The organism is Streptomyces sp. NPDC025273 (assembly GCF_040638585.1).
In the GTDB taxonomy this organism is placed as follows: Bacteria; Actinomycetota; Actinomycetes; order Streptomycetales; family Streptomycetaceae; genus Streptomyces; species Streptomyces cinereorectus.
In genome coordinates this window covers 233,225-255,289 of sequence record NZ_JBEZYP010000009.1, presented here as the reverse complement: position 1 = coordinate 255,289, position 22,065 = coordinate 233,225, and the positions used below count along the sequence as shown (strand labels likewise).

Below are 22,065 nucleotides of genomic sequence, written 5' to 3'. Positions count from 1 at the left end.
AAGATCGGGCTGACTGTCGTACCCGGCGGGTAGGCTCGTATCAAGATGACAGAGGACCTCTCACCAGCTGAGCGATACCAGGCTTCTCGGGTCCGTGCGGCCGAGCAGGCCACGGCCCTCGGGCCCTTCCGCGAGATGTACGAGTTCGGACTGGACCCGTTCCAGATCGAGGCATGCAAGGCCCTGGAAGCGGGCAAGGGGGTGCTGGTCGCGGCCCCCACCGGGTCGGGCAAGACGATCGTCGGCGAGTTCGCGGTGCACCTGGCGCTCCGCCAGGGACGCAAGTGCTTCTACACCACGCCCATCAAGGCCCTGTCCAACCAGAAGTTCACCGACCTCGTCAGACGGTACGGTGCGGACAAGGTCGGACTCCTGACGGGGGACAACAGCGTCAACGCGGACGCACCCGTGGTCGTCATGACCACGGAGGTGCTGCGCAACATGCTGTACGCGGGCTCCCAGGCGCTCACCGGCCTCGGCTACGTGGTGATGGACGAGGTGCACTACCTCTCCGACCGCTTCCGCGGCGCCGTGTGGGAGGAAGTGATCATCCACCTGCCGGAGTCGGTGACCCTGGTGTCGCTGTCGGCGACCGTGTCCAACGCCGAGGAGTTCGGCGACTGGCTCGACACCGTCCGGGGCGACACCCAGGTGATCGTCTCCGAGCACCGGCCCGTGCCGCTGTGGCAGCACGTCATGGCCGGGCGCCGGATGTACGACCTCTTCGAGGAGGAGACGGACCACGGCGGCAGGGGCACCGGCAGGCGCGAGGTCAGCCCCGACCTCGTCCGGCTCGCCCGGATGGAGAACCAGCGGGGGTACAACCCGCGCGAGCGCCGGCGCGGCAAGATGGTGCGTGAGGCCGACCGCGAGCGCGAGCGCCGTCAGCGCAGCCGCATCTGGACCCCGTCCAGGCCCGAGGTCATCGACCGGCTCGACGCCGAGGGGCTGCTGCCCGCGATCACCTTCATCTTCAGCCGCGCCGGCTGCCAGGCGGCCGTGCAGCAGTGCCTGCAGGCGGGGCTGCGGCTGAACGACGAGGACGGGCGCCGGCTGGTGCGGGAGATCGTCGAGGAGCGGACCGCGTCCATCCCGGGCGAGGACCTGCACGTCCTCGGCTACTACGAATGGCTCGAAGGCCTGGAGCGGGGCATCGCCGCGCACCACGCCGGAATGCTGCCGACCTTCAAGGAGGTCGTCGAGGAGCTGTTCGTACGGGGCCTGGTCAAGGCGGTGTTCGCGACGGAGACGCTGGCGCTCGGCATCAACATGCCCGCGCGCTCCGTCGTGCTGGAGAAGCTCGTCAAGTGGAACGGCGAGCAGCACGCAGACATCACGCCCGGCGAATACACCCAGCTCACCGGGCGGGCAGGGCGCCGGGGCATCGACGTCGAGGGCCACGCGGTGGTCCTGTGGCAGCGGGGCATGGACCCCGGGGCGCTCGCCGGACTCGCGGGCACCCGTACCTACCCGCTGCGCTCCAGCTTCCGGCCCTCGTACAACATGGCCGTGAATCTCGTGCAGCAGTTCGGGTGGCACCGTTCGCGTGAGCTGCTGGAGACCTCCTTCGCGCAGTTCCAGGCGGACCGGTCGGTCGTCGGCATCTCCCGGCAGGTCCAGCGCAACGAGGAGGGCCTTGAGGGGTACCGCGAGGGGATGACCTGCCATCTCGGGGACTTCGAGGAGTACGCGCGGTTGCGCCGCGACCTCAAGGACCGGGAGACGGAGCTGGCCAAGCAGGGCGCCGCCCAGCGGCGGGCTGCCGCCTCGGCGTCCCTGGAGAAGCTCAAGCCCGGTGACGTCATCCATGTGCCGACCGGGAAGTTCGCCGGACTCGCGCTCGTCCTCGACCCGGGGCTGCCGGCGGGACGCACCGACGGGCACCGCGGGCTGGAATACCACGACGGGCCGCGCCCGCTGGTGCTGACCGCCGAGCGGCAGGTCAAGCGACTGGCCCAGATCGACTTCCCGGTGCCCGTCGAGGCGCTGGAGCGGATGCGGGTGCCGAAGTCGTTCAACCCGCGCTCCCCGCAGTCGCGCCGCGATCTGGCCTCCGCGCTGCGGAGCAAGGCCGGGCACATCGATCCGGGGCGGCACCGCAAGCAGCGGGCCGCGGCGGCCGACGACCGGGAGATCGCCCGGCTGCGCACGGAACTGCGCGCGCACCCCTGCCACGGGTGCGACGAGCGCGAGGACCACGCCCGGTGGGCCGAGCGGTACCACCGGCTGCGGCGCGACACCCGGCAGCTGGAACAGCGGATCGAGGGGCGGACGAACACCATCGCCCGGACCTTCGACCGGATCGTCGCGCTCCTGACCGAGCTCGACTATCTGCGCGGCAACGAGGTCACGGACAACGGCCGGCGGCTGGCACGGCTCTACGGAGAGCTCGACCTGCTGGCCAGCGAGTGCCTGCGGGAGGGCGTCTGGGAGGGACTGAACCCGGCCGAACTGGCCGCGTGTGTCTCGGCGCTGGTCTTCGAGGCGCGTCAGGCGGACGACGCGGTGGCTCCCAAGTTGCCGTCGGGCCCGGCGAAGGCGGCGATGGGTGAGATGGTCCGCATCTGGGGCAGGCTAGACGCCCTGGAAGAGGACTTCAGGATCAGTCAGACGGAAGGGGTCGGCCAGCGTGAACCCGACCTCGGATTCGCCTGGGCGGTCTACATGTGGGCCTCGGGGCGGACACTGGACGAGGTGCTCCGCGAGGCGGAGATGCCGGCCGGTGACTTCGTACGGTGGTGCAAGCAGGTCATCGACGTGCTCGGCCAGATCGCGGCCGCCGCGCCCCGGGACGGGAGTTCGGTGGCGAAGAACGCGCACAAGGCCGTCGACGCGGTGCTGCGGGGTGTGGTGGCCTACAGCTCCGTGGGGTGAACGCAGGGCTGAACGCAGAAGTGGCCGCAGGCGAGGTTCCCGCCTGTGGCCGCTCCTGTGCGTCCTCCCCTCAGGTCGAGGTCGCCTTCTTGTTCTTCATCGAGAGTCCCGCGCAGACTGCCCCCAGCACGATCGCCAGCGCTCCGACGATGATGTTGTTGAGGATGACGCCGGTATCGGGGCTCTGACCGACGACCCAGGTCGAGACGATGAGCCAGGCGCCCAGGGCGCAGATGGCCATGCTCATTCCGGTCATCCGCTCAGGCATGGCCGTGAAGCACAGGGCCAGCACGGCGATCGCGAGACCGATGACGAGGTTGTGGGTCACCAGGGAGGGCTGGCTCGCGGTGAAGTGGAGCACCCACGGCGAGACCGCGCAGTACAGACCGAGCAGGAACACCGGGGCGTCCGCCATGGCCGTGGTGCGGCCGCCACTCATCACGCGGTCGTGGCGTGCCCGCATTTCCTCGGCGTCCGGGTGCCCGGAGAGGTCCCTGCCGGTGTGGCCGGACACGTCCCTTCCGGTGTGCGAGATGTTACTCATGAGGATGGTCTCCTTCGCACTTCGGTGGAGCGACCGCAGTCGGGAACGCGGTCATTGGCTCTCCAGATCAGTGTGCTCTTATATGCCCCTTATGTGTAGTTTTCTGGGTGGTGGACTTCTGCGATTCCGTCGAGCCGGCAGGCCGGCGACACCAGGTCGGCTGCCCGCAGCACACGCTCTCCGTATCCCGGCAGCGGCACGCGCGGGCCGCGCGTCCGGCGTTCCGGGACGGTGCCGAGCCCGTGGACCGCTCCTGCCGGTCCGCCCGTGACGGCCGCCACCGTGTCGGTGTCACCGCCCGCGTCCACCGCCGCGGCTCCGGCCGTCCGGCCCCTCGGGCCGCATTTCGGGGTTCGCCTGCTCCAGGGGTGCGGTCCTCGGGACCCGTGCTGCCCATGCGCCCGGCGCATGGGCAGCACGGCGCGTCAGGCGGCCGGCATCAGGACCGTGTCGATGATGTAGACCGTGGCGTTCGCGGTCGGGACGTTGCCGCAGACGACCTTCGAGGAGTCGTTCACGGTGTACGTCATGTCCGACCCGGAGGTCGTCAGAGCGGTCTTGGCCAGGGTCTCGAAGGAGCCCTTGTCCAGCTGTGACGGCGCCAGCTTCTCGCCCACGACGTGCGAGGTGAGCACCTTGGTGAGCGCGGCCTTGTCGGCGAGCAGCTTGTCCAGGTCGGCCTTCGGGATCTTGGCGAAGGCGTCGTTGGTCGGGGCGAACACCGTGATGTTCTCGGCGCTGTTCAGGGTGTCGACGAGGCCGGCCTGCTTGACGGCCGTGACCAGCGTGGACAGCGCGGGGTTGTTCGACGCCGCCGTGGCCACCGGGTCCTGTGCCATGCCCTCGAAGGAGCCCGCGCCGTCCTTCGGGACCGTCGCGCAGCCCGGGCCGAACGGCTCGTCCATGGACGCGGTCTCCTTGGCCGGAGCGCTCGACGCGGCCTTGTCCGCACCGGAGTCGGAGCCCGACGCGGAGGTGCCGGAGTCGCTGGAGCAGGCGGTCAGGGCCAGCGGAAGCAGGGCCGCGGCGGACACGGTGACGGCGACGCGGCGCAGGTGACGGGTGTTCATGGTGTTCTCCTGAATGGATTTCGTTGATTCAACAGGGGTGGGGGAAAGAGAGGCTCGGCGTGCGGGCGGCATGGTCAGGTCACGTCGACCACCACCGAGTGCCACCCGGTCGCACCGTCGGGCACGGTGCCGACCCGCTTGTCGGTCTGTGTGGCGCCGGTACGGTCCGTCGCACGGACTTCGAGGGTGTGGTGCCCGCGGGTGGCGGGCCATTCCCACACCCACTGGCGCCAGGTGTCACGGCCGGCCTCGGCAGCCAGCCGTGCGGTGTGCCACGCGCCGCCGTCGACCCGGACCTCGACCCGGGCGATGCCCCGGTGCTGGGCCCAGGCGACGCCGGCGACCGGCACCGTCCCCGCGCGCGGGGAAGCGAAGGGGCGGGGCGTGTCGATGCGTGACTGGGTCTTGACCGGAGCCTCGCGCGACCAGTCGCGCTCGACCCAGTAGGCGTCGTACGCGTCGAACGTCGTGAGCTCGATGTCCTGGATCCACTTGCACGCCGAGACGTAGCCGTAGAGGCCGGGGACGACCATCCGGACGGGGAAGCCGTGGTCGAACGGCAGCGGTTCGCCGTTCATGCCGACCGCGAGCAGTGCGTCGCGGCCGTCCATGACCTCCTCCACCGGAGTACCGATCGTCATCCCGTCCACGGACCGCGCCACGATCTGATCCGCCGGACCGCCCTTCGACGGCGGTTTCACCCCGGCCTCGCCCAGCAGATCGGCCAGGCGCACGCCGATCCACCGGGCGGTGCCCACATAAGGACCGCCCACCTGGTTGGACACGCAGGTCAGCGTGATGTCCCGCTCGACCAGCCCGCGCCGCAGGAGGTCCTGGAAGCCGAGGGTGACGGGTCGCGCCACCCCCTTGCCGTGGATCCGCAGCCGCCACCGGTCGGCGTCGACGCGCGGGACCACCAGCGCGGTGTCCACCCGGTAGAAGTCCTTGGTCGGGGTGACGAAGGAGCTCAGACCCCGGATCCCCAGATCCGCGCCGTCCGGTATCGCGGGTGCGGGCGAGGCCGGCGCCGGGAGCACGAGCTCACCGCGTGAGGCGGAGACCCCGGCCAGCCGGGACGCCTGGAGCCGTCGGCCCAGGAGACCCGCACCGGCCGAGGCCGCCGCGGCGGCGGTCGCCGCGATCACGAAACCGCGGCGGTCGAAGGTGCCCTGTACCCCGCCGTCCGTCTCCCCAGCCGCGGGAGGCGGCACGCATGCCGGGGCCAGCCGTCCGGCCAGGAGATACAGCACTCCCGCGGCCACCAGCGCACCCATGACCGAAGGCAGCGCGTCGCCCGGCCGGCCCTCCGGCCGCCCGGCCGCGGCGACTGCCCCGACCACGCCGAAGACCAGCACGGCCGCAGCGCCGCCCCACCGGTGCCGCAGAGCGAGGACTCCCACCGCCATGGCGAACAGCGCCAGGAGGACGAGGATCCCGAGCTGCAGCACCAGCTTGTCGTCGGTGCCGAAATTCCGTACGGCGAAGTCCTTGACGGACGCGGGAGTGCGGTCGATGACCGCGCCGCCCACTGCCGTGACCGGGCCCGCCTCGGGACGTACGGCAGCCGCGACGAGTTCGGCCACGCACAGGGCCGTGAACCCGGCGATCAGACCGCCGAGCGCGGCGTACGCGGCACGCGCCCATCGGGATCGCCGGGACCCGGAGGCCCCGTGCTCCTGCGAAACGTATCGGTCTGTTCTCACACCGGGAGTTCGGCGCCCGACGCCCGGCGGATTGGTCGTTCACCCGATCGGAGGAAGTTCACCGATCGGCCAATCCGCGGGCCGACCTGCACCGAATGACCTCTGAGCGGCGCTCCGGCAGAGCCCGGACGGCCGTAGAACACCAGGAGGAGCTCGAATGACAACGCAGCGGCGGCGCACAGCCGTGGTGGGCAGTGGGGTGGCGGGGCTGACCGCCGCGCACGTCCTGGGCAGGGCACGGGACGTGACGCTCCATGAGGCCGACGAGCGTGTCGGCGGCCACGCCCACACCCATGACCTGACCTCGTCGGACGGCCGCACGCACCGTGTCGACTCGGGGTTCATCGTGCACAACCGGCGCACGTACCCCCATCTCCTCCGGCTCTTCGACGAACTGGGCGTGTCCACCCAGGAGTCGGAGATGAGCATGTCCGTGCGCTGCGAGGGCTGCGGCCTGGAGTACGCCGGTGCCCGGGGCGCCGCGGGGCTGTTCGCCCGGCCGGGCGCCGCGCTGAACGGCCCGTACCTGAGGATGCTCGCCGAAGTGCCGCGATTCCACCGGGCGGCGCGGGCGCTCCTGGCCCAGGACGCCGGCACAGCGGTCATGACCCTCGGGGAGTTCGCGGCGCGCGGGCGCTTCTCTCCGTACTTCACGGCCCATTTCCTGAAGCCGATGGTCTCCGCCGTCTGGTCCTGCGACCCGGTGACCGCGATGCGCTACCCGGCCCGCTACCTCTTCCGCTTCCTGGACCACCACGGGATGCTCTCGATCGGCGGGTCCCCGGTGTGGCGGACCGTCACCGGCGGATCGCGCGCCTATGTCGACCGCATCGTCGAAGAGGTGCACTCCGTGCGCACGTCCACCCCCGTACGGGCCGTACGGCGGCACAGCGACGGCGTGGAGATCGTCACCGAGGACGGCACCACGCAGGAGTACGACGAGGTCGTCGTCGCCACCCATCCCGACCAGGCGCTCCGGCTGCTCGCCGATCCCACCGAGGAGGAACGGCGTACCCTCGGGGCGTTCCGCTACTCCCGCAACCCCACGCTGCTGCACACCGACACCACGCTGCTGCCGCGCAGCCGGGGCGCCGCGGCCTCCTGGAACTACCTGATGCCGTCCTGCGCGGCCGACGCCGACCGGGTCACCGTCAGCTACGACATGAACCGGCTCCAGCGCCTGGACGCCCCCGAGCGGTTCGTCGTGACGCTGAACGGCGCCGACCAGGTCGACCCGGACCTCGTCCGGGCCCGGACAGTCTACGAACACCCCGTCTTCACCCCGGAATCGGTCGCCGCCCAGGCACGGCTGCCCGCCCTCTCCGGGCCGGTCACCGCCTACGCCGGGGCGTACCACGGCTGGGGCTTCCACGAGGACGGCTGCCGTTCCGGCGCCGAGGCCGCCGCCGCGCTGGGAGTGACCTGGTGACCGGTGCCCTCTACCCGTGCACCATCACCCACATACGGACCGCGCCCCGCAGGTACGCCCTGCGGCACCGCACCTACCTGTGGCTGATCGACCCGGACCGTCCGCCGCGGCTGCCCTCCGTCCTGCGCCCGCTGGCCCGCTTCGACGCCCGCGACCACTTCGGCGGCACGGCCCCCACCATCCGGGCCGGCCTCGAACGGTTCCTGCGGGCCCGCGGTGTCGAACTCGCCGACGGCGCCGTCACGATGCTCACCCAGGCCCGGGTGTTCGGCCACGTGTTCAACCCGCTGACCGTCTACTGGTGCCACCGCCCCGACGGCACCCCGCTCTGCGTGGTCGCCGAGGTGCACAACACCTACGGGGAACGCCACGGCTACCTGCTGCGCCCGGACGCCGCCGACCGGGCGGTGACCGGCAAGGACTTCTACGTGTCGCCGTTCTTCCCGGTGGACGGCGACTACCGGATGCGGCTGCCCGAACCGGGCCCGCGACTGGACCTGACGGTCCATCTGGAGCGTGCGGGGGAACGCCCGTTCACCGCGACCGTACGCGGCACCCGGCGTCCGGGCACACCCTCCCAGCTGCTCCGGCTGGTCCTGCGCCACCCCTTCTCCACCGCGGTCGTCTCGGCCGCGATCCGGCTGCACGGCATCCGGCTGGTCCTGCGCCGGCTGCCCGTACAGCCACGCCCCCGTCACCGTACCCAGGAAGGCATGCAGTGAAGGTGCCCACCTCTCCCACTCCTCCCGTCGTCCCCTTCGCCCCGGCCCCCCGCAGCGCCGTCCCCGCACGGGCCGCCACGGCCCGTCCCGCCGGTGCGGACCCGGAGCGCTGGCCCGATGTCGTCGCCCTGCCCCGGGGCTCCGGAGCCCGGACCGCCGTGGCCGAACGGCTGGTACGCCACGCGCTCGGCCGCCTCCCGCTGCGCGTCAGGCTCGCGGGCCGCGACAGCATCGGCCTGGGCGGGCCGCTGATGGACATCCGTGAACCCGACGCGTTCTTCCGCCGGATCGGCGCGGGCGGACTCATCGGCTTCGGCGAGTCGTACATGGCGGGCGAATGGGAGTCCCCCGACCTCGTCGGCGTCCTGACCGTACTCGCCGGGCACGCGGCCGGCCTCGTCCCCGCACCGCTGCAGAAGCTGCGCCGGCTGTGGGCACCGCGGCAGCCCGACGCGCAGACCAACACCCCCGAGGGCTCACGCCACAACATCAGCCACCACTACGACCTGTCGAACGACCTCTTCGCCCTCTTCCTCGACGAGACGCTGACGTACTCCGCCGCCGTATTCCGCGGCTTCCCGGCCGAGCGCGACCTCCTGCCCGCCGCCCAGCACCGCAAGATCGACCGGCTGCTGGACCAGGCCGGGGTCGGCCCCGGCACCGAGCTGCTGGAGATCGGTACCGGCTGGGGCGAACTCGCCCTCCGGGCCGCCGCGCGGGGCGCCCGCGTCACCACCCTCACACTCTCCAGGGAACAGCAGGAGCTGGCCCGCGGCCGGATCCGCGATGCCGGCCACGAGGACCGGGTCGACGTGCGGCTCCGCGACTACCGCGACGTCACCGGGGAGTACGACGCGATCGTCAGCGTCGAGATGATCGAGGCGGTGGGTGAGGAGTTCTGGCCGGTCTACTTCCGGACCCTGGAGCGGTGTCTCGCACCGGGCGGCCGGATCGCGCTCCAGGCCATCACGATGCCGGACGACCGGATGCTCGCCAGCCGCAGCACCTACACCTGGATCCAGAAGTACATCTTCCCCGGCGGCCTGCTGCCCTCCACCCAGGCGATGGAACGCGTCACCACCGGGCACACGGGCCTGCGGATACAGCGGCGCGACAGCTTCGGCACGCACTACGCCGAAACCCTGAGGCTGTGGCGGGAACGCTTCGAGGAGCGGGCCGCCGAGGTCGACGTGCTCGGCTTCGACGCGACCTTCCGCCGTATGTGGACCTTCTACCTCGCCTATTCCGAGGCCGGTTTCCGCTCCGGCTATCTCGATGTGCAGCAGATTCTCCTGACCCGTGAGGACACCGCGTGAACACCCCCACCGACACCCAGGGACGCGCGGCGCAGCGGATCGCGCCCGTCATCGAGCAGTTCCTCGGAGGCCCGCCGCCGGTCAGGATCAGGATGTGGGACGGCAGCGAGACCGGTCCCGAGGACGCTCCCACGGTGCACGTCCGCTCCGGCCGGGCGCTGCGCCGGCTCCTCTGGCAGCCCGGCGAGCTCGGCCTCGCCGAGGCCTACATCTCCGGGGACATCGACCTCGACGACAACACGGGGCCGGACACGATGCCCGCGCAGCGCGGGGACGCCGGGGCCGCACCGGCGGACGCCCGCCGGAGTGCGGGGGCCGGACGATGAACGGCTTCCCCTGGGGGGCGTTCGGGACGAACCTTGCCGCGGGGGCGGGCGCCGCCCTCACCGTCATGCTCGTGACGTTCCTGATCGCCCTGCGCAAGCGCGTGCACCGGATCGTCGACGTGGCCTGGGGCCTCGGCTTCGCGGCCGTCGCCCTCGTCTCGTACGCGCTGTCGCACGGCCACGGGGACGGTGCGACGCGCCTTCTGGTCACCGTGCTGACCGTCGTCTGGGGCCTGCGGCTCGCCGTGCACATCGGCCGGCGCGGCCGCGGTCACGGGGAGGACCCGCGCTACGAGGCCATGCTCGCCAAGGCGCCGGGCAACCCCGGCCTGTACGCCCTGCGGAAGGTGTACCTCCTCCAGGGGGCACTGGTCTGGCTGATCTCCCTGCCGGTGCAGGCAGCCTCCTACCTGACGGGACCGCCGGACGGGTGGGCCTGGGCGGGGATCCTGCTCTGGACGGTGGGAATCGGCTTCGAGGCGGTGGGCGACGCGCAGTTGGCCCGCTTCAAGCGCGATCCCGCGAACAAGGGCCGGATCATGGACCGGGGGCTGTGGTCATGGACCCGCCATCCGAACTACTTCGGCGACTTCTGCGTCTGGTGGGGCCTCTTCCTCCTCGTCTGCAACGAACCCGCGGTGGCGGCCGCGACGCTGGTGTCGCCCGTCGTGATGAGCCTCCTGCTGACCAGGGGCAGCGGAAAGGCACTGCTGGAGCGGCACATGGAGGGGCGGCCCGGGTACGCGGAGTACCGGGCCCGTACCAGCGGCTTCTTCCCCCTGCCGCCGGGCACGGTCCGGCACGGCTGACCACGGGTGCGCACCGCATGGCTGTGCCCCCGGTCCCTTGCTCAGGGGCCGGGGGCACAGCCGTGCGGCTACGGGCTCAGGCGTCAGGGAAGTCCATCAGAGCCACCGGCTGCGTGGTCGGCTGCTTCGACCCGCCCGCGGGCTCGATCGTGATGCCCATGCCGGAGGCGCCGTCCACGGGCCCGTCGAGCAGCACCGTGTCGTCCGTCGCCGAGGGGTCCATCAGGCCCGCCGAGCGCATGCTCCCGTCGTCGTTGAACCACAACTGGTAGACCTTGCCGCCGGGCGGCCGGGCCATGTCGGAGGCCAGGAACACCGCCCGGTTCGCGCTCTGCGAGACGACGACCGTGCCCCGGGCGCCGCCCTTCAGCGCCCCTGAGCTGGTCCTCGCGTCCGGAGCCGCCATCACCCGGGCCAGCTGCTCGCTCTGCTGCCGGGCCTGGAGCGCCTCCTGCCTGGCGTCCTGCGCGACCTGGTTCTGCCACACGGCCACCCCGCCGAAGGCGGCAGCGGCGGCCACGCACGCGGCGAGGGCGTACGAGGACCAGCGGCCGGCCCGCACCGGGGAGGTGCCGGAACGCGCTCTCCGGCCGTGGGGCGGCGCCTCCTGCCGTACGGTCGTGATCTCGCGCAGCACCCGGCCGCGCATCGCGGGGGGTGCCGCGGCGGACACCGCGAGCCCGAGCCGGGCGGCGGTCGCGGACAGTTCCCGTACCTCCTGGGCGCAGGCCTCGCAGGCCCCCAGATGACGTTCGAAAGCGATGCGCTCGTCCTCCGGCAGCGCGTGCAGGGCGTAGGCCCCGGTGAGTGTGTGCAGCTCGGCCGTGCTCATGCGTTCACCCCCAGGCAGTCGCGCAGCCGGATCAGCCCGTCGCGCAGCCGTGTCTTGATGGTTCCCAGTGGTACGGACAGCAGTTCGCCGACCTCGCGGTAGGTCAGCCCGCGGTAGTACGCCAGGGTCACCGACTGCCGCTGGAGCTCGGAGAGCGTCCGCAGACAGCGTCTGACCTGTTCTCTCTCGAGCCGGGTCTCGACCTGCTCCGACACCTCGTCGAAGTCCGGCGTGCGGTCGAGCAGCGCGGCCCTGTGCTCCCGCGCCGCCGAGGCCTCGGCCGACCGGACCCGGTCCACCGCCCGGTGGTGGGCCAGCGTCAGCACCCAGTTCATGGCGCTGCCGCGGGACGGCTGGAAGCGCGGGGCGGTGCGCCACACCTCGACCAAGACCTCCTGCGCCACCTCCTCGGACTGTGCGGGGTCGCGCAGAACGCTCCGCACCAGGCCGAGGACAGGCCCGCTGACCTGGTCGTACACCTGGGTGAAGGCGTCCTGGTCGCCGCGGGCGACCTGGACGAGCAGCTCCTGCAGGTCGGGCCCCGGAGCGGGGACCCCACTGATGTGTACGGCTTCTTTCACGCGGACGTTCCTCCCGGGGCACGCATCGGCTTCTCGAGGTGATTCGGAGCCGGTGGTGCTGCGGATTGGTCGGTGGGCCGACATATTCGCACGCACTCCGTACGGCCGGCGCGGGTGCGAGAACGGCACGGAGCCCGGTCACCGTCCAGGACGGCGACCGGGCTCCGGCAGGTGCGGGGGAGCGGCTCTACGCGGCGTTCTCCTGCTCGCGTTCCACCTGCTCGTTCCACTGGCGTTTGACCGCGCGCCAGGCGTCGTCGTTCTGGCCGAGGCGCCAGTAGCCGGAGATCGACAGCTGCCGGAGCGGGATCCCGCGCTCCAGCCGCAGGTGGCGGCGGATCTCCTTCACGAAGCCCGCCTCGCCGTGGACGAAGGCCTGCACCTCGCCCCCGGGGAAGTCCAGGCCCCTCACCGCGGCCGTGAGCGCCTCGCCGACCGGGCGGTCGCCGCGGTGCAGCCAGGTCACGGCCACCCCGTCCGGCGTCACGATCTTCTGCTCCTCGGAGACGTCCGGCACCTCGACGAAGGCGTGCACCACGGCACCCGCCGGCATCCGCTCCAGCGTGGCGGCGATCGCCGGCAGCGCGCTCTCGTCCCCGGCCAGCAGATGCCAGTCGGCGGAGGGCTGCGGCCCGTAGCCCCCGCCGGGGCCGAGGAAGGTCACCTGGTCCCCGGCGCGCGCCCGGCTCGCCCAGGGCCCCGCCAGTCCCTCGTCCCCGTGCACCACGAAGTCGATGGCCAGCTCGCGGGCGACGGGGTCCCAGGAGCGCACCGTGTAGGTCCGGGTGGTGGGCCACAGCTCACGCGGGTACTCCTCGCGGATCCTGGCCATGTCGAAGGGGTGTGCGTAGTCCGCGCCCTCGGGGGCGAAGCACAGCTTGACGTAGTGGTCGGTGAATCCGGCGAGGGCGAAGTCCGCCAGGCCGTCGCCGCCGAGGACCACACGCACCATGTGCGGGGTGATCTGCTCGGTGCGTACAACCTGCGCTCCCTGCGCCGTGGGTGCCTGGCGTGCCGGCCGCTCTGCCACGAGGTTCTCCCTGCTCCGGACCTCTACGAGGCTCAACGTACTTAGGTTTACCTAAGTTAGCATCTTCACGCCTGGAGCGTGAGGAGCAGGCGTTGCAGGGCGCCTCCCAGGCCCCACCGGGCGGCCAGGGCCTCGAGTGCCGCGGGGTCCCGGGGCTCGCGGGGGAGCGCCGGGTCGAAGACGGGCAGCGGTACGTCACCGGCGACACGGACCACCTTCGGCGCGACCGCCACGTAGTCCCGCGCCTCGTCCAGCCGCTTGCGCTGCGACGGGGTCAGCCGGGCGGCGGGATCGTCCACCGCGGCCATGATCCCGGCCAGGTCACCGAAGGCGTCCAGCAGCTTCGCCGCCGTCTTCTCGCCGATGCCGGGCACCCCCGGCAGGCCGTCGCTCGGGTCCCCGCGCAGCAGGGCCAGATCGACGTAGCCGGCTCCGTCGACGCCGTACTTCTCCCGCAGCCAGGCCTCGTCGGTCACCTGGAGCGTCCCCACGCCCTTCAGCGGGTAGAGCACCCGGACCCCGCGGGCGTCGTCGACCAGCTGGTACAGATCGCGGTCACCGGTGACGATGTCCACCGGCCCGGCGGCCCCTCCTGCCAGCGTGCCGATCACGTCGTCCGCCTCGTACGGGGCGACACCCACCCGGGCGATGCCGAGGGCGTCCAGCACGTCCTCGATGATCGGGACCTGCGGGGAGAGCGTGTCGGGGGTCTCCTCCTCGTCGGGGACGCCGTCGGGGGTCTCGGCCGCCACCCGGTGCGCCTTGTACGTCGGGATCAGCTCGACCCGCCACTGCGGGCGCCAGTCCGCGTCCATGCAGGCGACCAGGTCGTCGGGGCGGTGGTCCTGGACGAGCCGGGCGATGAAGTCGAGCAGCCCGCGCACGGCGTTGACCGGGGTGCCGTCCGGTGCGCGCACCGAGTCCGGCACGCCGAAATAGGCGCGGAAGTAGAGGGAAGCGGTGTCGAGGAGCATCAGGCGTCGCGTCACCCCCCGATGATGCCGCACCGCACCGACACGGCCCGCCGTGGCCGCCGGCGGTTCCCAGGGCGACGGATACCGGAAAGTGAACTGGGTCACACATGTGTTTGGGTCGCGTAACCGAGGGCAGGCGCGCCATCGGAGCGGACCACGTCCATTTTCGACCGATGCGCGTGCTCTGCGGACCGAATCCGCACCGCTCCACGGTCTGCCGGCGGGATGGGCAGACCGTTTTCGGTTCAACGCGTGAGGTGTATGTGTCAAGGCTGCAAGCGGAGCACCTGTACAAGGTGTTCGGCAGACGACCCGATCAAGCCGTGCAGAAGCTCGAGAGCGGTACCCACCGCGACGAGTTGCGCGCCGACGGAACGACCGCAGCGGTGATCGACGCCTCGTTCACCGTGGAACCTGGCCAGATCTTCGTCGTCATGGGACTTTCCGGATCCGGGAAGTCCACCCTGCTGCGGATGCTCAACGGGCTCCTGGAGCCCACCGCCGGGCGCGTGCTCTTCGACGGGCAGGACCTGACCGCACTGAGCCCTCGTGACCTGCGCACCGTCCGCTCCAGGAAGATCAGCATGGTCTTCCAGCACTTCGCCCTCTTCCCCCACAGGAGCGTGCTCGAGAACGCCGCGTACGGCCTGGAGGTGCAGGGCGTACCCCGTGCCGAGCGCGAGAAGCGCGCCGCCGACGCCCTGGAGCTGACCGGCCTCGCCGGCTGGGAGAAGTCCTGGCCCGACGAGCTGTCCGGCGGCATGCAGCAGCGCGTCGGCCTGGCCCGCGCGCTCGCCACCGACGCCGACCTGCTGCTGATGGACGAGTCCTTCAGCGCCCTCGACCCGCTGATCCGCCGGGACATGCAGGACCAGCTCCTCGAGCTGCAGAAGCGGCTGAAGAAGACCATCGTCTTCATCACCCACGACCTCAACGAGGCCATGCGCCTCGGGGACCGTATCGCCGTGATGCGGGACGGCGAGATCGTCCAGCAGGGCACCGCCGAGGACATCCTGGTCCGGCCGGCCAACGACTACGTGGCCTCCTTCATCCAGGACGTCGACCGCTCCCGGGTGCTCACCGCCGGTTCGATCATGGAGGAGCCGGAAGCGGGCCGCTCCGACGCGGACCTGATGGCCGAGGCACCCGCGACGGTGTCCGCCGGGACGCCGATCGCCGAGCTCTTCACCCCCTGTTCCACCAGCGGGGTCGCCGTGGCCGTCACCGACGCGGACGGCGGCGTCATCGGCGTCGTCCCGCGCGACCGGCTGCTCGCCGCCCTCGGCGAGGAACCGCAGGTCGAGGCCGCGGTCGTCCCGGTCCAGCGCGACAGCGAGAAGGTGAACGCCGGTGCCTAGGTTCTCCTTCGGCGAATGGGTCGAGAACGCGGTCGACTGGCTCCAGTCGCACCTCACCTGGATCTTCGACGCCGTCAAGGCCGTCCTCGGTGGCATGTACGACGGCGTCTACGCCGTCCTCGGCGGCGGTGAACCGCTGCTGATGGCCGCGATCTTCGCCGTCATCGCGTTCTGGCTGCGCGGCGTCGTCCCGGCCGCGCTCACCTTCGTCGGCTTCGCGCTCATCGACTCCCTCGCCCTCTGGGACGAGGCCATGGCCACGCTCTCGCTGGTCGTCGTGGCGGCCGTGATCACCATCGTGATCGCCGTGCCCACCGGCATCTGGGCCGCGCGCAACACCAAGGTGAGCGCAGCGCTGCGGCCGGTGCTCGACGTCATGCAGACGATGCCGGCCTTCGTCTACCTGATCCCCGGCGTCATGTTCTTCGGCGTCGGCGTCACCCCCGGCGTGATCGCCACGATCGTCTTCGCGATGCCGCCGGGCGTCCGGATGACCGAGCTCGGCATCCGTCAGGTCGACAGCGAACTGGTCGAGGCCGCCGCGGCGTTCGGCACCACGCCCAAGGACACCCTGACCCGGGTGCAGCTGCCGCTCGCACTGCCGACGATCATGGCCGGAATCAACCAGGTCATCATGCTGGCCCTGTCGATGGTCGTCATCGGCGGCATGGCCGGCGCCGGCGGCCTCGGCGAGAAGGTGTACGCGGCGATCACCCAGTTGCAGGTCGGCCTCGCCGCCGAGAGCGGGATCGCCGTCGTCATCCTCGCCATGTACCTGGACCGGATGACGGGCGCGCTCAACGAGCGGGTCTCCCCGCTCGGCCGCCGCGCCGCGGCCAAGGTCGCCGCCGGTGCGCGGCGCCTGAAGTTCACGCACTACAAGCCGGGAACCGCCGTCGCGATGACCGGTGTCGTCGTGCTCGCGCTCGTCGCGGGCGGCCTCAACCTCGCGGGCCCCGGCTCGGACGACGCCAGGACCGGCCAGGCCGCGGACGGGAACGTCGGCCAGGGCCAGAAGATCAACCTGGGCTACATCCCGTGGGACGAGGGCATCGCCTCCACCTACCTCTGGAAGGAGATCCTGGAGCAGCGCGGCTACACCACCGGCATCACCCAGCTCGACGCCGGCCCGCTCTACTCCGGCGTCGCCCGCGGTGACATCGACTTCCAGACGGACTCCTGGCTGCCGACGACGCACAAGGACTACTGGGACAAGTACAGCGACCAGCTGGACGACCTCGGTTCCTGGTACGGGCCGACGTCCCTGGAGCTGACCGTGCCGTCGTACGTCGAGGGCGTCGACTCGCTGGCGGACCTCAAGGGCCAGGGCAAGAAGTTCAACGGCAAGATCATCGGCATCGAGTCGAGTGCCGGGATGATGGGCACGCTCAACGAGAAGGTGCTCGAGGAGTACGGCCTGGAGGGCGAGTACGAGGTCGTCTCCTCCAGCACCTCCTCGATGCTCGCCGAGCTGAACGCCTCCATCAAGAAGAAGGAGCCGGTCGTGGTGACCCTGTGGTCGCCGCACTGGGCCTACGGCAAGCACGACCTGAAGAAGCTCGAGGACCCGAAGGGGGCCTGGGGCCAGGGCGAGCAGATCCACACCGTCGCCCACGAGGGATTCGCGAAGAAGGCCCCCGCCGTCGCCGACTGGCTGAAGAAGTTCGAGCTCACCGAGAAGCAGCTCACGAGCCTGGAGAACGAGATCCAGGAAGCCGGCCAGGGCAAGGAGCAGGACGGCGTACGCAGCTGGCTGAAGAAGAACCCGGGGCTCGTCGACACGCTGGCCCCGCTGCCCGGCGGTGCCGGTGGCGCCCAGGAGGGCAAGGACGCGGGCAAGACCGTCGACATGGGGTACTTCCCCTGGGACGAGGCCATCGCCTCCACCTACCTCTGGCAGAACATGCTGGAGGACCGGGGCTACAAGACCACCGTCAAGCAGCTCGACCCCGGCCCGCTCTACACCGCTCTGGCGCAGGGACAGCTGGACGTCCAGTTCGACTCCTGGCTGCCGACGACGCACAAGGACTACTGGGACCGCTACAAGGACGACCTCACCGATCTCGGTTCCTGGTACGGGCCGACCTCGCTGGAGCTGACCGTGCCGTCGTACGTCGAGGGCGTCGACTCGCTGGCGGACCTCAAGGGCCAGGGCAAGAAGTTCAACGGCAAGATCATCGGCATCGAGTCGAGTGCCGGGATGATGGGCACGCTCAACGAGAAGGTGCTCGAGGAGTACGGCCTGGAGGGCGAGTACGAGGTCGTCTCCTCCAGCACCTCCTCGATGCTCGCCGAGCTGAACCGGTCGATCAAGAAGAAGGAGCCGGTCGTGGTGACCCTGTGGTCGCCGCACTGGGCCTACGGCAAGCACGATCTGAAGAAGCTCGAGGACCCGAAGGGGGCCTGGGGCGAGGGCGAGGAGGTCCACACCGTCGCCAAGAAGGACTTCGCCGAGGACTTCCCCGAGCTCACCGGCTGGCTGAAGGACTTCAAGATGAGCGAGGAGCAGCTGGCCTCGCTCGAGGTGGAGATCCAGAAGGGCGGTGCGGGCGAGGAGAAGGAGTCCGCCCGCCGCTGGATGGACGCCAACCCGGACGCGGTGGACGAGCTGGCGCCCGTCGGCAGCTGATCCAGCCGCGATCACCCCGAGGGGGACGGCCCCGGTAGCGAACCGGCGCCGTCCCCCTCAGGCTTGTTCCAAAGGAGTCCTCGGAGGGTTTTCCGTCCACTCACTTCCGCTCCATCCCGCGAACGACATGCGTAGGGTGCTGGCAACCGGGAGGATGGCGATCCGGGGAGGGAGCCGGACATGGACGACAAGGAAGCCCTTCGGGTGGGTGCCGCGGTTCGCCGACGGCGCAGGACTCTGGGGCTCACACTGGCCGCGGTGGCCGGGCGCAGCGGCCTGTCCGTACCGTTTCTCAGCCAGATCGAGAACGAGCGGGCCAGACCCAGCCCCCGGTCCCTGGACCGGGTGGCCGAAGCACTGGAGACCACGACCGAGCGGCTGCGGGCCGCAGCGGACTCGGCACGCGCCGTGGACCTCGTGCGGGCGGGCGACGAGGACGGCGTCCGCCGCCTGGTGCGCGGCCGTCATCAGCTCAGCGCCGTCGAGTTCGTCGGCGAGCAGGACCTCGGGCGCGAGTTCCAGCACCGCAACGACGAGGTGATGTACGTGGTGGAGGGCGCCGTCGAGGTCGAGGCCGAGGGCCGGGCCCACCGGCTGGGCCGGGGCGACACCCTCTTCCTGTCCGGCGGGGTCCGGCACCGGTGGCGGGCGACGGTCCCGGCCACCCGGCTGCTGGTCGTCGCGGTCGCCGAACACATCGACGCGACGTACGACTCGCGGCGCTGAGAGGGCCGCCGGCGCGTCGTCCCCCTGGTCCCCTCGCTCACCGAGGCCGTCGCCGTCACCGGCCCCGGGCCGCCGCCACCTCACGTGGTACGGGCCGTCACCGGCCGGGGCGCTGCGAGCAGCGCCCCGCCGACCAGCCCGCGCAGCGTCCGCGCGCCCGCCACCGCCCAGGCCATCACCAGCAGTACGTAGAGCGCCACGGCCAGCCAGGTGAACGCGGTCAGTCCGGTGTGCCGGGCGAGTCCGGCCGCGCCGGTGACACACGTACCGACCGGGAAGGTGAATGCCCACCACGTCATCGTGAACCCCATGCCGCGGCGCGCCGCGCGCACCACCATCGCGGCCGACAGTGCCAGCCACAGCAGCGCGAAGCCCATCACCGGCACCCCGTACAGCACGGCGAACGCGCCGAACGCCGAGGCGTACGGGGCCGCGACCGCGCCCGGTGCCACGTCGGCCAGCTGGTTGACGGCGGTCGTGGACTGGCCCAGCGGGCCGAGCACCAGGAACAGCGTCGGGGTCAGGGCGAGCGGCGGCGGGCCCCGGTGCACGAGGGTGCCGAAGACCAGGGGGACGACCACCAGCGTGGCCAGCAGGGACAGCCCGAACATCGCGTAGCAGGCCAGCAGCAGCGCCTCGCGCCACTGGCCGGGCGGCAGCTCCGGCACCAGGAGCGGACCCACCGCTGCGGAGACCATCGGGGCCACCAGGGGCAGCAGCCAGACCGGCGACGCGGTGCCGGGTGCCGGGCGGTGGCGTACGACCAGCAGGTACGGGATCGCGACCGCGGCGGCGAGGCCCGAGAGCGTGCCCAGGACGAACAGCACCGCGTCCACGGCCACGGCCGCCTGATGCCCGACGAGGTCCCGGCCGACCACGAGGGTGCCCGCGCCCACCGCGAGCAGGGCCATGGACAGGCAGCCGTAGAAGGGGGCGACGGCGGGATCCAGGAGGTGGGCCCTGGCCTGGTCGGGGTGCAGGAGCCAGTGCCCGGCCCGGCCCAGGAGGACGACGGCCAGCAGCACCGCGGACAGGGCCCACACCACGACGCAGGCCGCCCGCAGGCCGGGCACCTGGACGGGGAGCGAGACGCCCGCGGTCGCGACGACGGCGGTGCCCATGACCGTCGCGTACCAGTTGGGGCCGAGGTGCCGCAGGGAGGGGAGCCGGGGGAGCGCCGGAGGGAGGGCGGGTGCCCTTGTCCTCGTCGGCGGAAAGATGGCCATGCCACGATTCTCGGCAGGCGGGCCGGGGCCCACCAGGGAGTCCCGGTCTATGAGGTCATAAGCTGAATCTATGTCCAGCTCCGCTTCCGGCCCCGCCTCCGGTACGCCCCCCGGCCGCGCACCGGGACAGGTCTCCCCGCTGCCCCACCGGGTCCCCGACCTGGGCGCGATGGTGTTGCTGCTGGCCGTCGCCCGGCACGGGAGCCTGGGCAGGGCGGCGCGGGAGGTCGGGATCACCCAGCCCGCGGCCTCCAGCCGTATCCGGTCGATGGAACGGCAGCTCGGCGTCGCCCTCCTGGACCGTTCCCCGCGCGGCTCCCGGCTGACCGACGCGGGTGCCCTCGTCACCGACTGGGCGCGCCGGGTCGTCGAGGCGGCCGAGGCGTTCGACGCGGGGGCCCAGGCGCTGCGGGACCGGCGTGACTCCCGGCTCCGGGTCGCCGCGAGCATGACCATCGCGGAGTACCTGCTGCCCGGCTGGCTCATCGCGCTGCGGGCCGAACGGCCCGGCACCGCCGTGTCGCTGCTCGCGGGCAACTCGGCGGTGGTCGCCCAGCGGCTGCTCTCCGGTGAGGCCGATCTGGGCTTCGTCGAGGGCCTGTCCCTGCCGGAAGGGCTCGACGGCACGGTCATCGCGCACGACCGGCTCGTCGTCGTGGTCGCCCCGTCCCACCCGTGGACCCGCCGCCGCAGCCGGCTGACGCCACCGGAACTCGCCGCGACGCCCCTGATCCTGCGCGAGCACGGCTCGGGCACCCGTCAGGTCCTGGACGCCGCGCTCGCCGTGCACGGAGGACTCGCGCGGCCCCTGCTCGAACTGTCCTCCACCACCGCGGTGAAGGGGGCGGCGGAGAGCGGGGCCGGCCCCTGCGTGCTGAGCGAGCTGGCTCTGGGCGAGGAGCTGTCGGCCCGGCGTCTGGTCACCGTCCCCGTCCCGGGCGTGCACCTGCGGCGGCAGTTGCGCGCGGTCTGGCCCTCCGGCCACCGCCCCACCGGCCCGGCCCGCGATCTGCTCGCGCTGACGGCCGCCCGGACATGATCCGCCCGCGCCGGCGGCCGGCCCGGCACGGGGCGTTCACACGCCGGACGGACTCCGCCGCGCCGGAGCCGCCGCACCCGACGAACCGCGCCGCGCCAGGGTCGCGTCGACGAGCGCCCGCATGATGCGGAGGTCGTCGCCCATCTCCGGATGCCACTGCACTCCCAGCACCCACTGCGCGCCCGGCAGCTCGATCGCCTCCACCGTGCCGTCCGCCGCGTGCGCGGAGGCCACGAGGCCCGGCGCGAGCCCCTCCACGGCCTGGTGGTGGTACGTGGGTACGGAAGCCTCCTCGGGGACGAGCGAGGCGTACAGCGTCCCGGGCACCGGGGTCACCGGATGCTCGCCGAGGACGCCCGCCTTGCCGAACGGGCCGGTGTGCCCGTCCAGATGCTGGGTCAGCGTGCCGCCCAGCGCCACGTTGAGCAGCTGCATTCCGCGGCAGATGCCGAGCACCGGGGTGCCCGCCTCCAGCGCGGCGCGGAACAGCGCCAGCTCCCAGGCGTCACGCTCGTGCGCCGGCGGTCCGGTCCTGAAGTCGCGCTCCGCGCCGTACAGCCCGGGATCGACATCGGCGCCGCCCGCGATCACGAGACCGTCAAGCCGGGCCACGACGGCCGCGGCCCGCTCCGGGGCGTCCGGGGGCAGCAGGGCCGTCAGGCCCCCGGACCGCTGCACCAGCCGTGGATACGCCGAGGGGAGCACCGCCGCGGGGAGCTCCCAGACACCCCAGCGAGCCGCCGGCTCCAGATAGGTGGTGACGCCGATGAGCGGTTCGTGCATGGTGCGGTCCTTCCGGCGGGCGGTCTGCGGACCGGCCCGGTGCAATGGTGTTGCGTCATACCTTTGTGCGTACGGGGCCGCCGCGCAAGAGAGA

Annotated in this window: 18 protein-coding genes and 2 pseudogenes; 10 read left to right on the top strand and 10 right to left on the bottom strand. The window is 71.9% G+C overall.

From position 1 onward, the window contains the following. Positions 1–45: 45 nt before the first annotated feature. Positions 46–2,874 carry a DEAD/DEAH box helicase gene (locus tag AB0F38_RS17710; RefSeq protein WP_361893503.1) on the top strand — a complete coding sequence of 943 codons (2,829 nt, stop codon included), beginning with the start codon at positions 46–48 and terminating at the stop codon, positions 2,872–2,874. Positions 2,875–2,944: 70 nt separating this feature from the next. Here the strand turns inward: AB0F38_RS17710 and AB0F38_RS17705 are convergent, their stop codons facing one another. From AB0F38_RS17705 to AB0F38_RS17690, 4 genes and pseudogenes are all read right to left on the bottom strand, one after another. Next, a complete protein-coding gene (locus AB0F38_RS17705; RefSeq protein ID WP_361893500.1) occupies positions 2,945–3,418 on the bottom strand; it encodes an SPW repeat protein in 474 nt (157 codons plus the stop codon). Positions 3,419–3,507: 89 nt separating this feature from the next. After that, positions 3,508–3,735, bottom strand: a pseudogene (locus AB0F38_RS17700) (ADP-ribosylglycohydrolase family protein); the annotation flags it as partial. 108 nt (positions 3,736–3,843) lie between these two features. Beyond that, positions 3,844–4,488 carry a fasciclin domain-containing protein gene (locus AB0F38_RS17695; RefSeq protein WP_361893497.1) on the bottom strand — a complete coding sequence of 215 codons (645 nt, stop codon included), beginning with the start codon at positions 4,486–4,488 and terminating at the stop codon, positions 3,844–3,846. A gap of 74 nt (positions 4,489–4,562) precedes the next feature. After that, entirely contained in the window at positions 4,563–6,098 is a 1,536-nt protein-coding gene (locus AB0F38_RS17690) for a molybdopterin-dependent oxidoreductase (protein ID WP_361893644.1), read from the bottom strand. A 250-nt stretch (positions 6,099–6,348) separates the two neighbouring features. On the opposite strand from AB0F38_RS17690, the gene AB0F38_RS17685 reads away from it, so the two are divergent. The 5 genes and pseudogenes from AB0F38_RS17685 (at position 6,349) to AB0F38_RS17665 (ending at position 10,793) form a co-directional block, all read left to right on the top strand. Further along, positions 6,349–7,620 (top strand): FAD-dependent oxidoreductase, encoded by a 1,272-nt coding sequence (locus tag AB0F38_RS17685; RefSeq protein ID WP_361893495.1) that lies wholly within the window; start codon positions 6,349–6,351, stop codon positions 7,618–7,620. Further along, positions 7,617–8,342 carry a DUF1365 domain-containing protein gene (locus AB0F38_RS17680; RefSeq protein ID WP_361893492.1) on the top strand — a complete coding sequence of 242 codons (726 nt, stop codon included), beginning with the start codon at positions 7,617–7,619 and terminating at the stop codon, positions 8,340–8,342. The genes AB0F38_RS17685 and AB0F38_RS17680 overlap by 4 nt, the downstream gene beginning before the upstream one ends. Next, positions 8,339–9,658: a cyclopropane-fatty-acyl-phospholipid synthase family protein gene (locus tag AB0F38_RS17675; protein ID WP_361893489.1), complete on the top strand. Its 1,320-nt coding sequence runs from the start codon at positions 8,339–8,341 to the stop codon at positions 9,656–9,658. The genes AB0F38_RS17680 and AB0F38_RS17675 overlap by 4 nt, the downstream gene beginning before the upstream one ends. Beyond that, positions 9,655–9,891 (top strand): annotated as a pseudogene (locus tag AB0F38_RS17670) (SAM-dependent methyltransferase); the annotation flags it as partial. The gene AB0F38_RS17675 and the pseudogene AB0F38_RS17670, both read left to right, overlap by 4 nt. 89 nt (positions 9,892–9,980) lie before the next feature. Then, positions 9,981–10,793, top strand: coding sequence for a DUF1295 domain-containing protein (locus tag AB0F38_RS17665; RefSeq protein ID WP_361893486.1), 813 nt, complete (start codon positions 9,981–9,983; stop codon positions 10,791–10,793). A 76-nt stretch (positions 10,794–10,869) separates the two neighbouring features. Here AB0F38_RS17665 and AB0F38_RS17660 read toward each other — a convergent pair whose 3' ends face one another. The 4 genes from AB0F38_RS17660 to AB0F38_RS17645 form a co-directional block, all read right to left on the bottom strand. After that, positions 10,870–11,625, bottom strand: a complete 756-nt coding sequence (locus AB0F38_RS17660; RefSeq protein ID WP_361893483.1) for an anti-sigma factor — start codon at positions 11,623–11,625, stop codon at positions 10,870–10,872. Continuing rightward, positions 11,622–12,206, bottom strand: coding sequence for a sigma-70 family RNA polymerase sigma factor (locus tag AB0F38_RS17655; protein ID WP_361893480.1), 585 nt, complete (start codon positions 12,204–12,206; stop codon positions 11,622–11,624). Before AB0F38_RS17655 ends, AB0F38_RS17660 begins: the two co-directional genes overlap by 4 nt. A 187-nt stretch (positions 12,207–12,393) precedes the next feature. Beyond that, a complete protein-coding gene (locus AB0F38_RS17650; protein WP_361893477.1) occupies positions 12,394–13,236 on the bottom strand; it encodes a siderophore-interacting protein in 843 nt (280 codons plus the stop codon). A 65-nt stretch (positions 13,237–13,301) separates the two neighbouring features. Beyond that, positions 13,302–14,210, bottom strand: coding sequence for a 5'-3' exonuclease (locus AB0F38_RS17645; RefSeq protein ID WP_361893641.1), 909 nt, complete (start codon positions 14,208–14,210; stop codon positions 13,302–13,304). 263 nt (positions 14,211–14,473) lie between these two features. Between AB0F38_RS17645 and AB0F38_RS17640 the strand changes: the two genes are divergently transcribed. From AB0F38_RS17640 to AB0F38_RS17630, 3 genes are all read left to right on the top strand, one after another. Beyond that, positions 14,474–15,568: a glycine betaine/L-proline ABC transporter ATP-binding protein gene (locus AB0F38_RS17640; protein ID WP_361893474.1), complete on the top strand. Its 1,095-nt coding sequence runs from the start codon at positions 14,474–14,476 to the stop codon at positions 15,566–15,568. Beyond that, complete coding sequence (locus tag AB0F38_RS17635; protein WP_361893471.1) at positions 15,561–18,197, top strand: ABC transporter permease/substrate binding protein; 2,637 nt, start codon at positions 15,561–15,563, stop codon at positions 18,195–18,197. The genes AB0F38_RS17640 and AB0F38_RS17635 overlap by 8 nt, the downstream gene beginning before the upstream one ends. A gap of 180 nt (positions 18,198–18,377) precedes the next feature. Beyond that, a complete protein-coding gene (locus AB0F38_RS17630) occupies positions 18,378–18,923 on the top strand; it encodes an XRE family transcriptional regulator (protein ID WP_361893469.1) in 546 nt (181 codons plus the stop codon). Positions 18,924–19,003: 80 nt separating this feature from the next. Here the strand turns inward: AB0F38_RS17630 and AB0F38_RS17625 are convergent, their stop codons facing one another. Further along, positions 19,004–20,149: a TDT family transporter gene (locus AB0F38_RS17625; protein WP_361893466.1), complete on the bottom strand. Its 1,146-nt coding sequence runs from the start codon at positions 20,147–20,149 to the stop codon at positions 19,004–19,006. Positions 20,150–20,318: 169 nt separating this feature from the next. On the opposite strand from AB0F38_RS17625, the gene AB0F38_RS17620 reads away from it, so the two are divergent. After that, a complete protein-coding gene (locus tag AB0F38_RS17620) occupies positions 20,319–21,188 on the top strand; it encodes a LysR family transcriptional regulator (RefSeq protein ID WP_361893639.1) in 870 nt (289 codons plus the stop codon). 36 nt (positions 21,189–21,224) lie between these two features. On the opposite strand, the gene AB0F38_RS17615 is transcribed toward AB0F38_RS17620, so the two are convergent. Continuing rightward, complete coding sequence (locus AB0F38_RS17615; RefSeq protein ID WP_361893463.1) at positions 21,225–21,971, bottom strand: gamma-glutamyl-gamma-aminobutyrate hydrolase family protein; 747 nt, start codon at positions 21,969–21,971, stop codon at positions 21,225–21,227. Positions 21,972–22,065 lie beyond the last annotated feature (94 nt).

Coding starts and splice junctions, on each gene's coding strand:
- AB0F38_RS17710 (WP_361893503.1), top strand. CDS start 46: ATGACAGAGGACCTCTCACCAGCTGAGCGATACCAGGCTTCTCGGGTC.
- AB0F38_RS17705 (WP_361893500.1), bottom strand. CDS start 3,418: ATGAGTAACATCTCGCACACCGGAAGGGACGTGTCCGGCCACACCGGC.
- AB0F38_RS17695 (WP_361893497.1), bottom strand. CDS start 4,488: ATGAACACCCGTCACCTGCGCCGCGTCGCCGTCACCGTGTCCGCCGCG.
- AB0F38_RS17685 (WP_361893495.1), top strand. CDS start 6,349: ATGACAACGCAGCGGCGGCGCACAGCCGTGGTGGGCAGTGGGGTGGCG.
- AB0F38_RS17665 (WP_361893486.1), top strand. CDS start 9,981: ATGAACGGCTTCCCCTGGGGGGCGTTCGGGACGAACCTTGCCGCGGGG.
- AB0F38_RS17660 (WP_361893483.1), bottom strand. CDS start 11,625: ATGAGCACGGCCGAGCTGCACACACTCACCGGGGCCTACGCCCTGCAC.
- AB0F38_RS17645 (WP_361893641.1), bottom strand. CDS start 14,210: ATGCTCCTCGACACCGCTTCCCTCTACTTCCGCGCCTATTTCGGCGTG.
- AB0F38_RS17630 (WP_361893469.1), top strand. CDS start 18,378: ATGGACGACAAGGAAGCCCTTCGGGTGGGTGCCGCGGTTCGCCGACGG.
- AB0F38_RS17625 (WP_361893466.1), bottom strand. CDS start 20,149: ATGGCCATCTTTCCGCCGACGAGGACAAGGGCACCCGCCCTCCCTCCG.
- AB0F38_RS17620 (WP_361893639.1), top strand. CDS start 20,319: ATGGTGTTGCTGCTGGCCGTCGCCCGGCACGGGAGCCTGGGCAGGGCG.
- AB0F38_RS17615 (WP_361893463.1), bottom strand. CDS start 21,971: ATGCACGAACCGCTCATCGGCGTCACCACCTATCTGGAGCCGGCGGCT.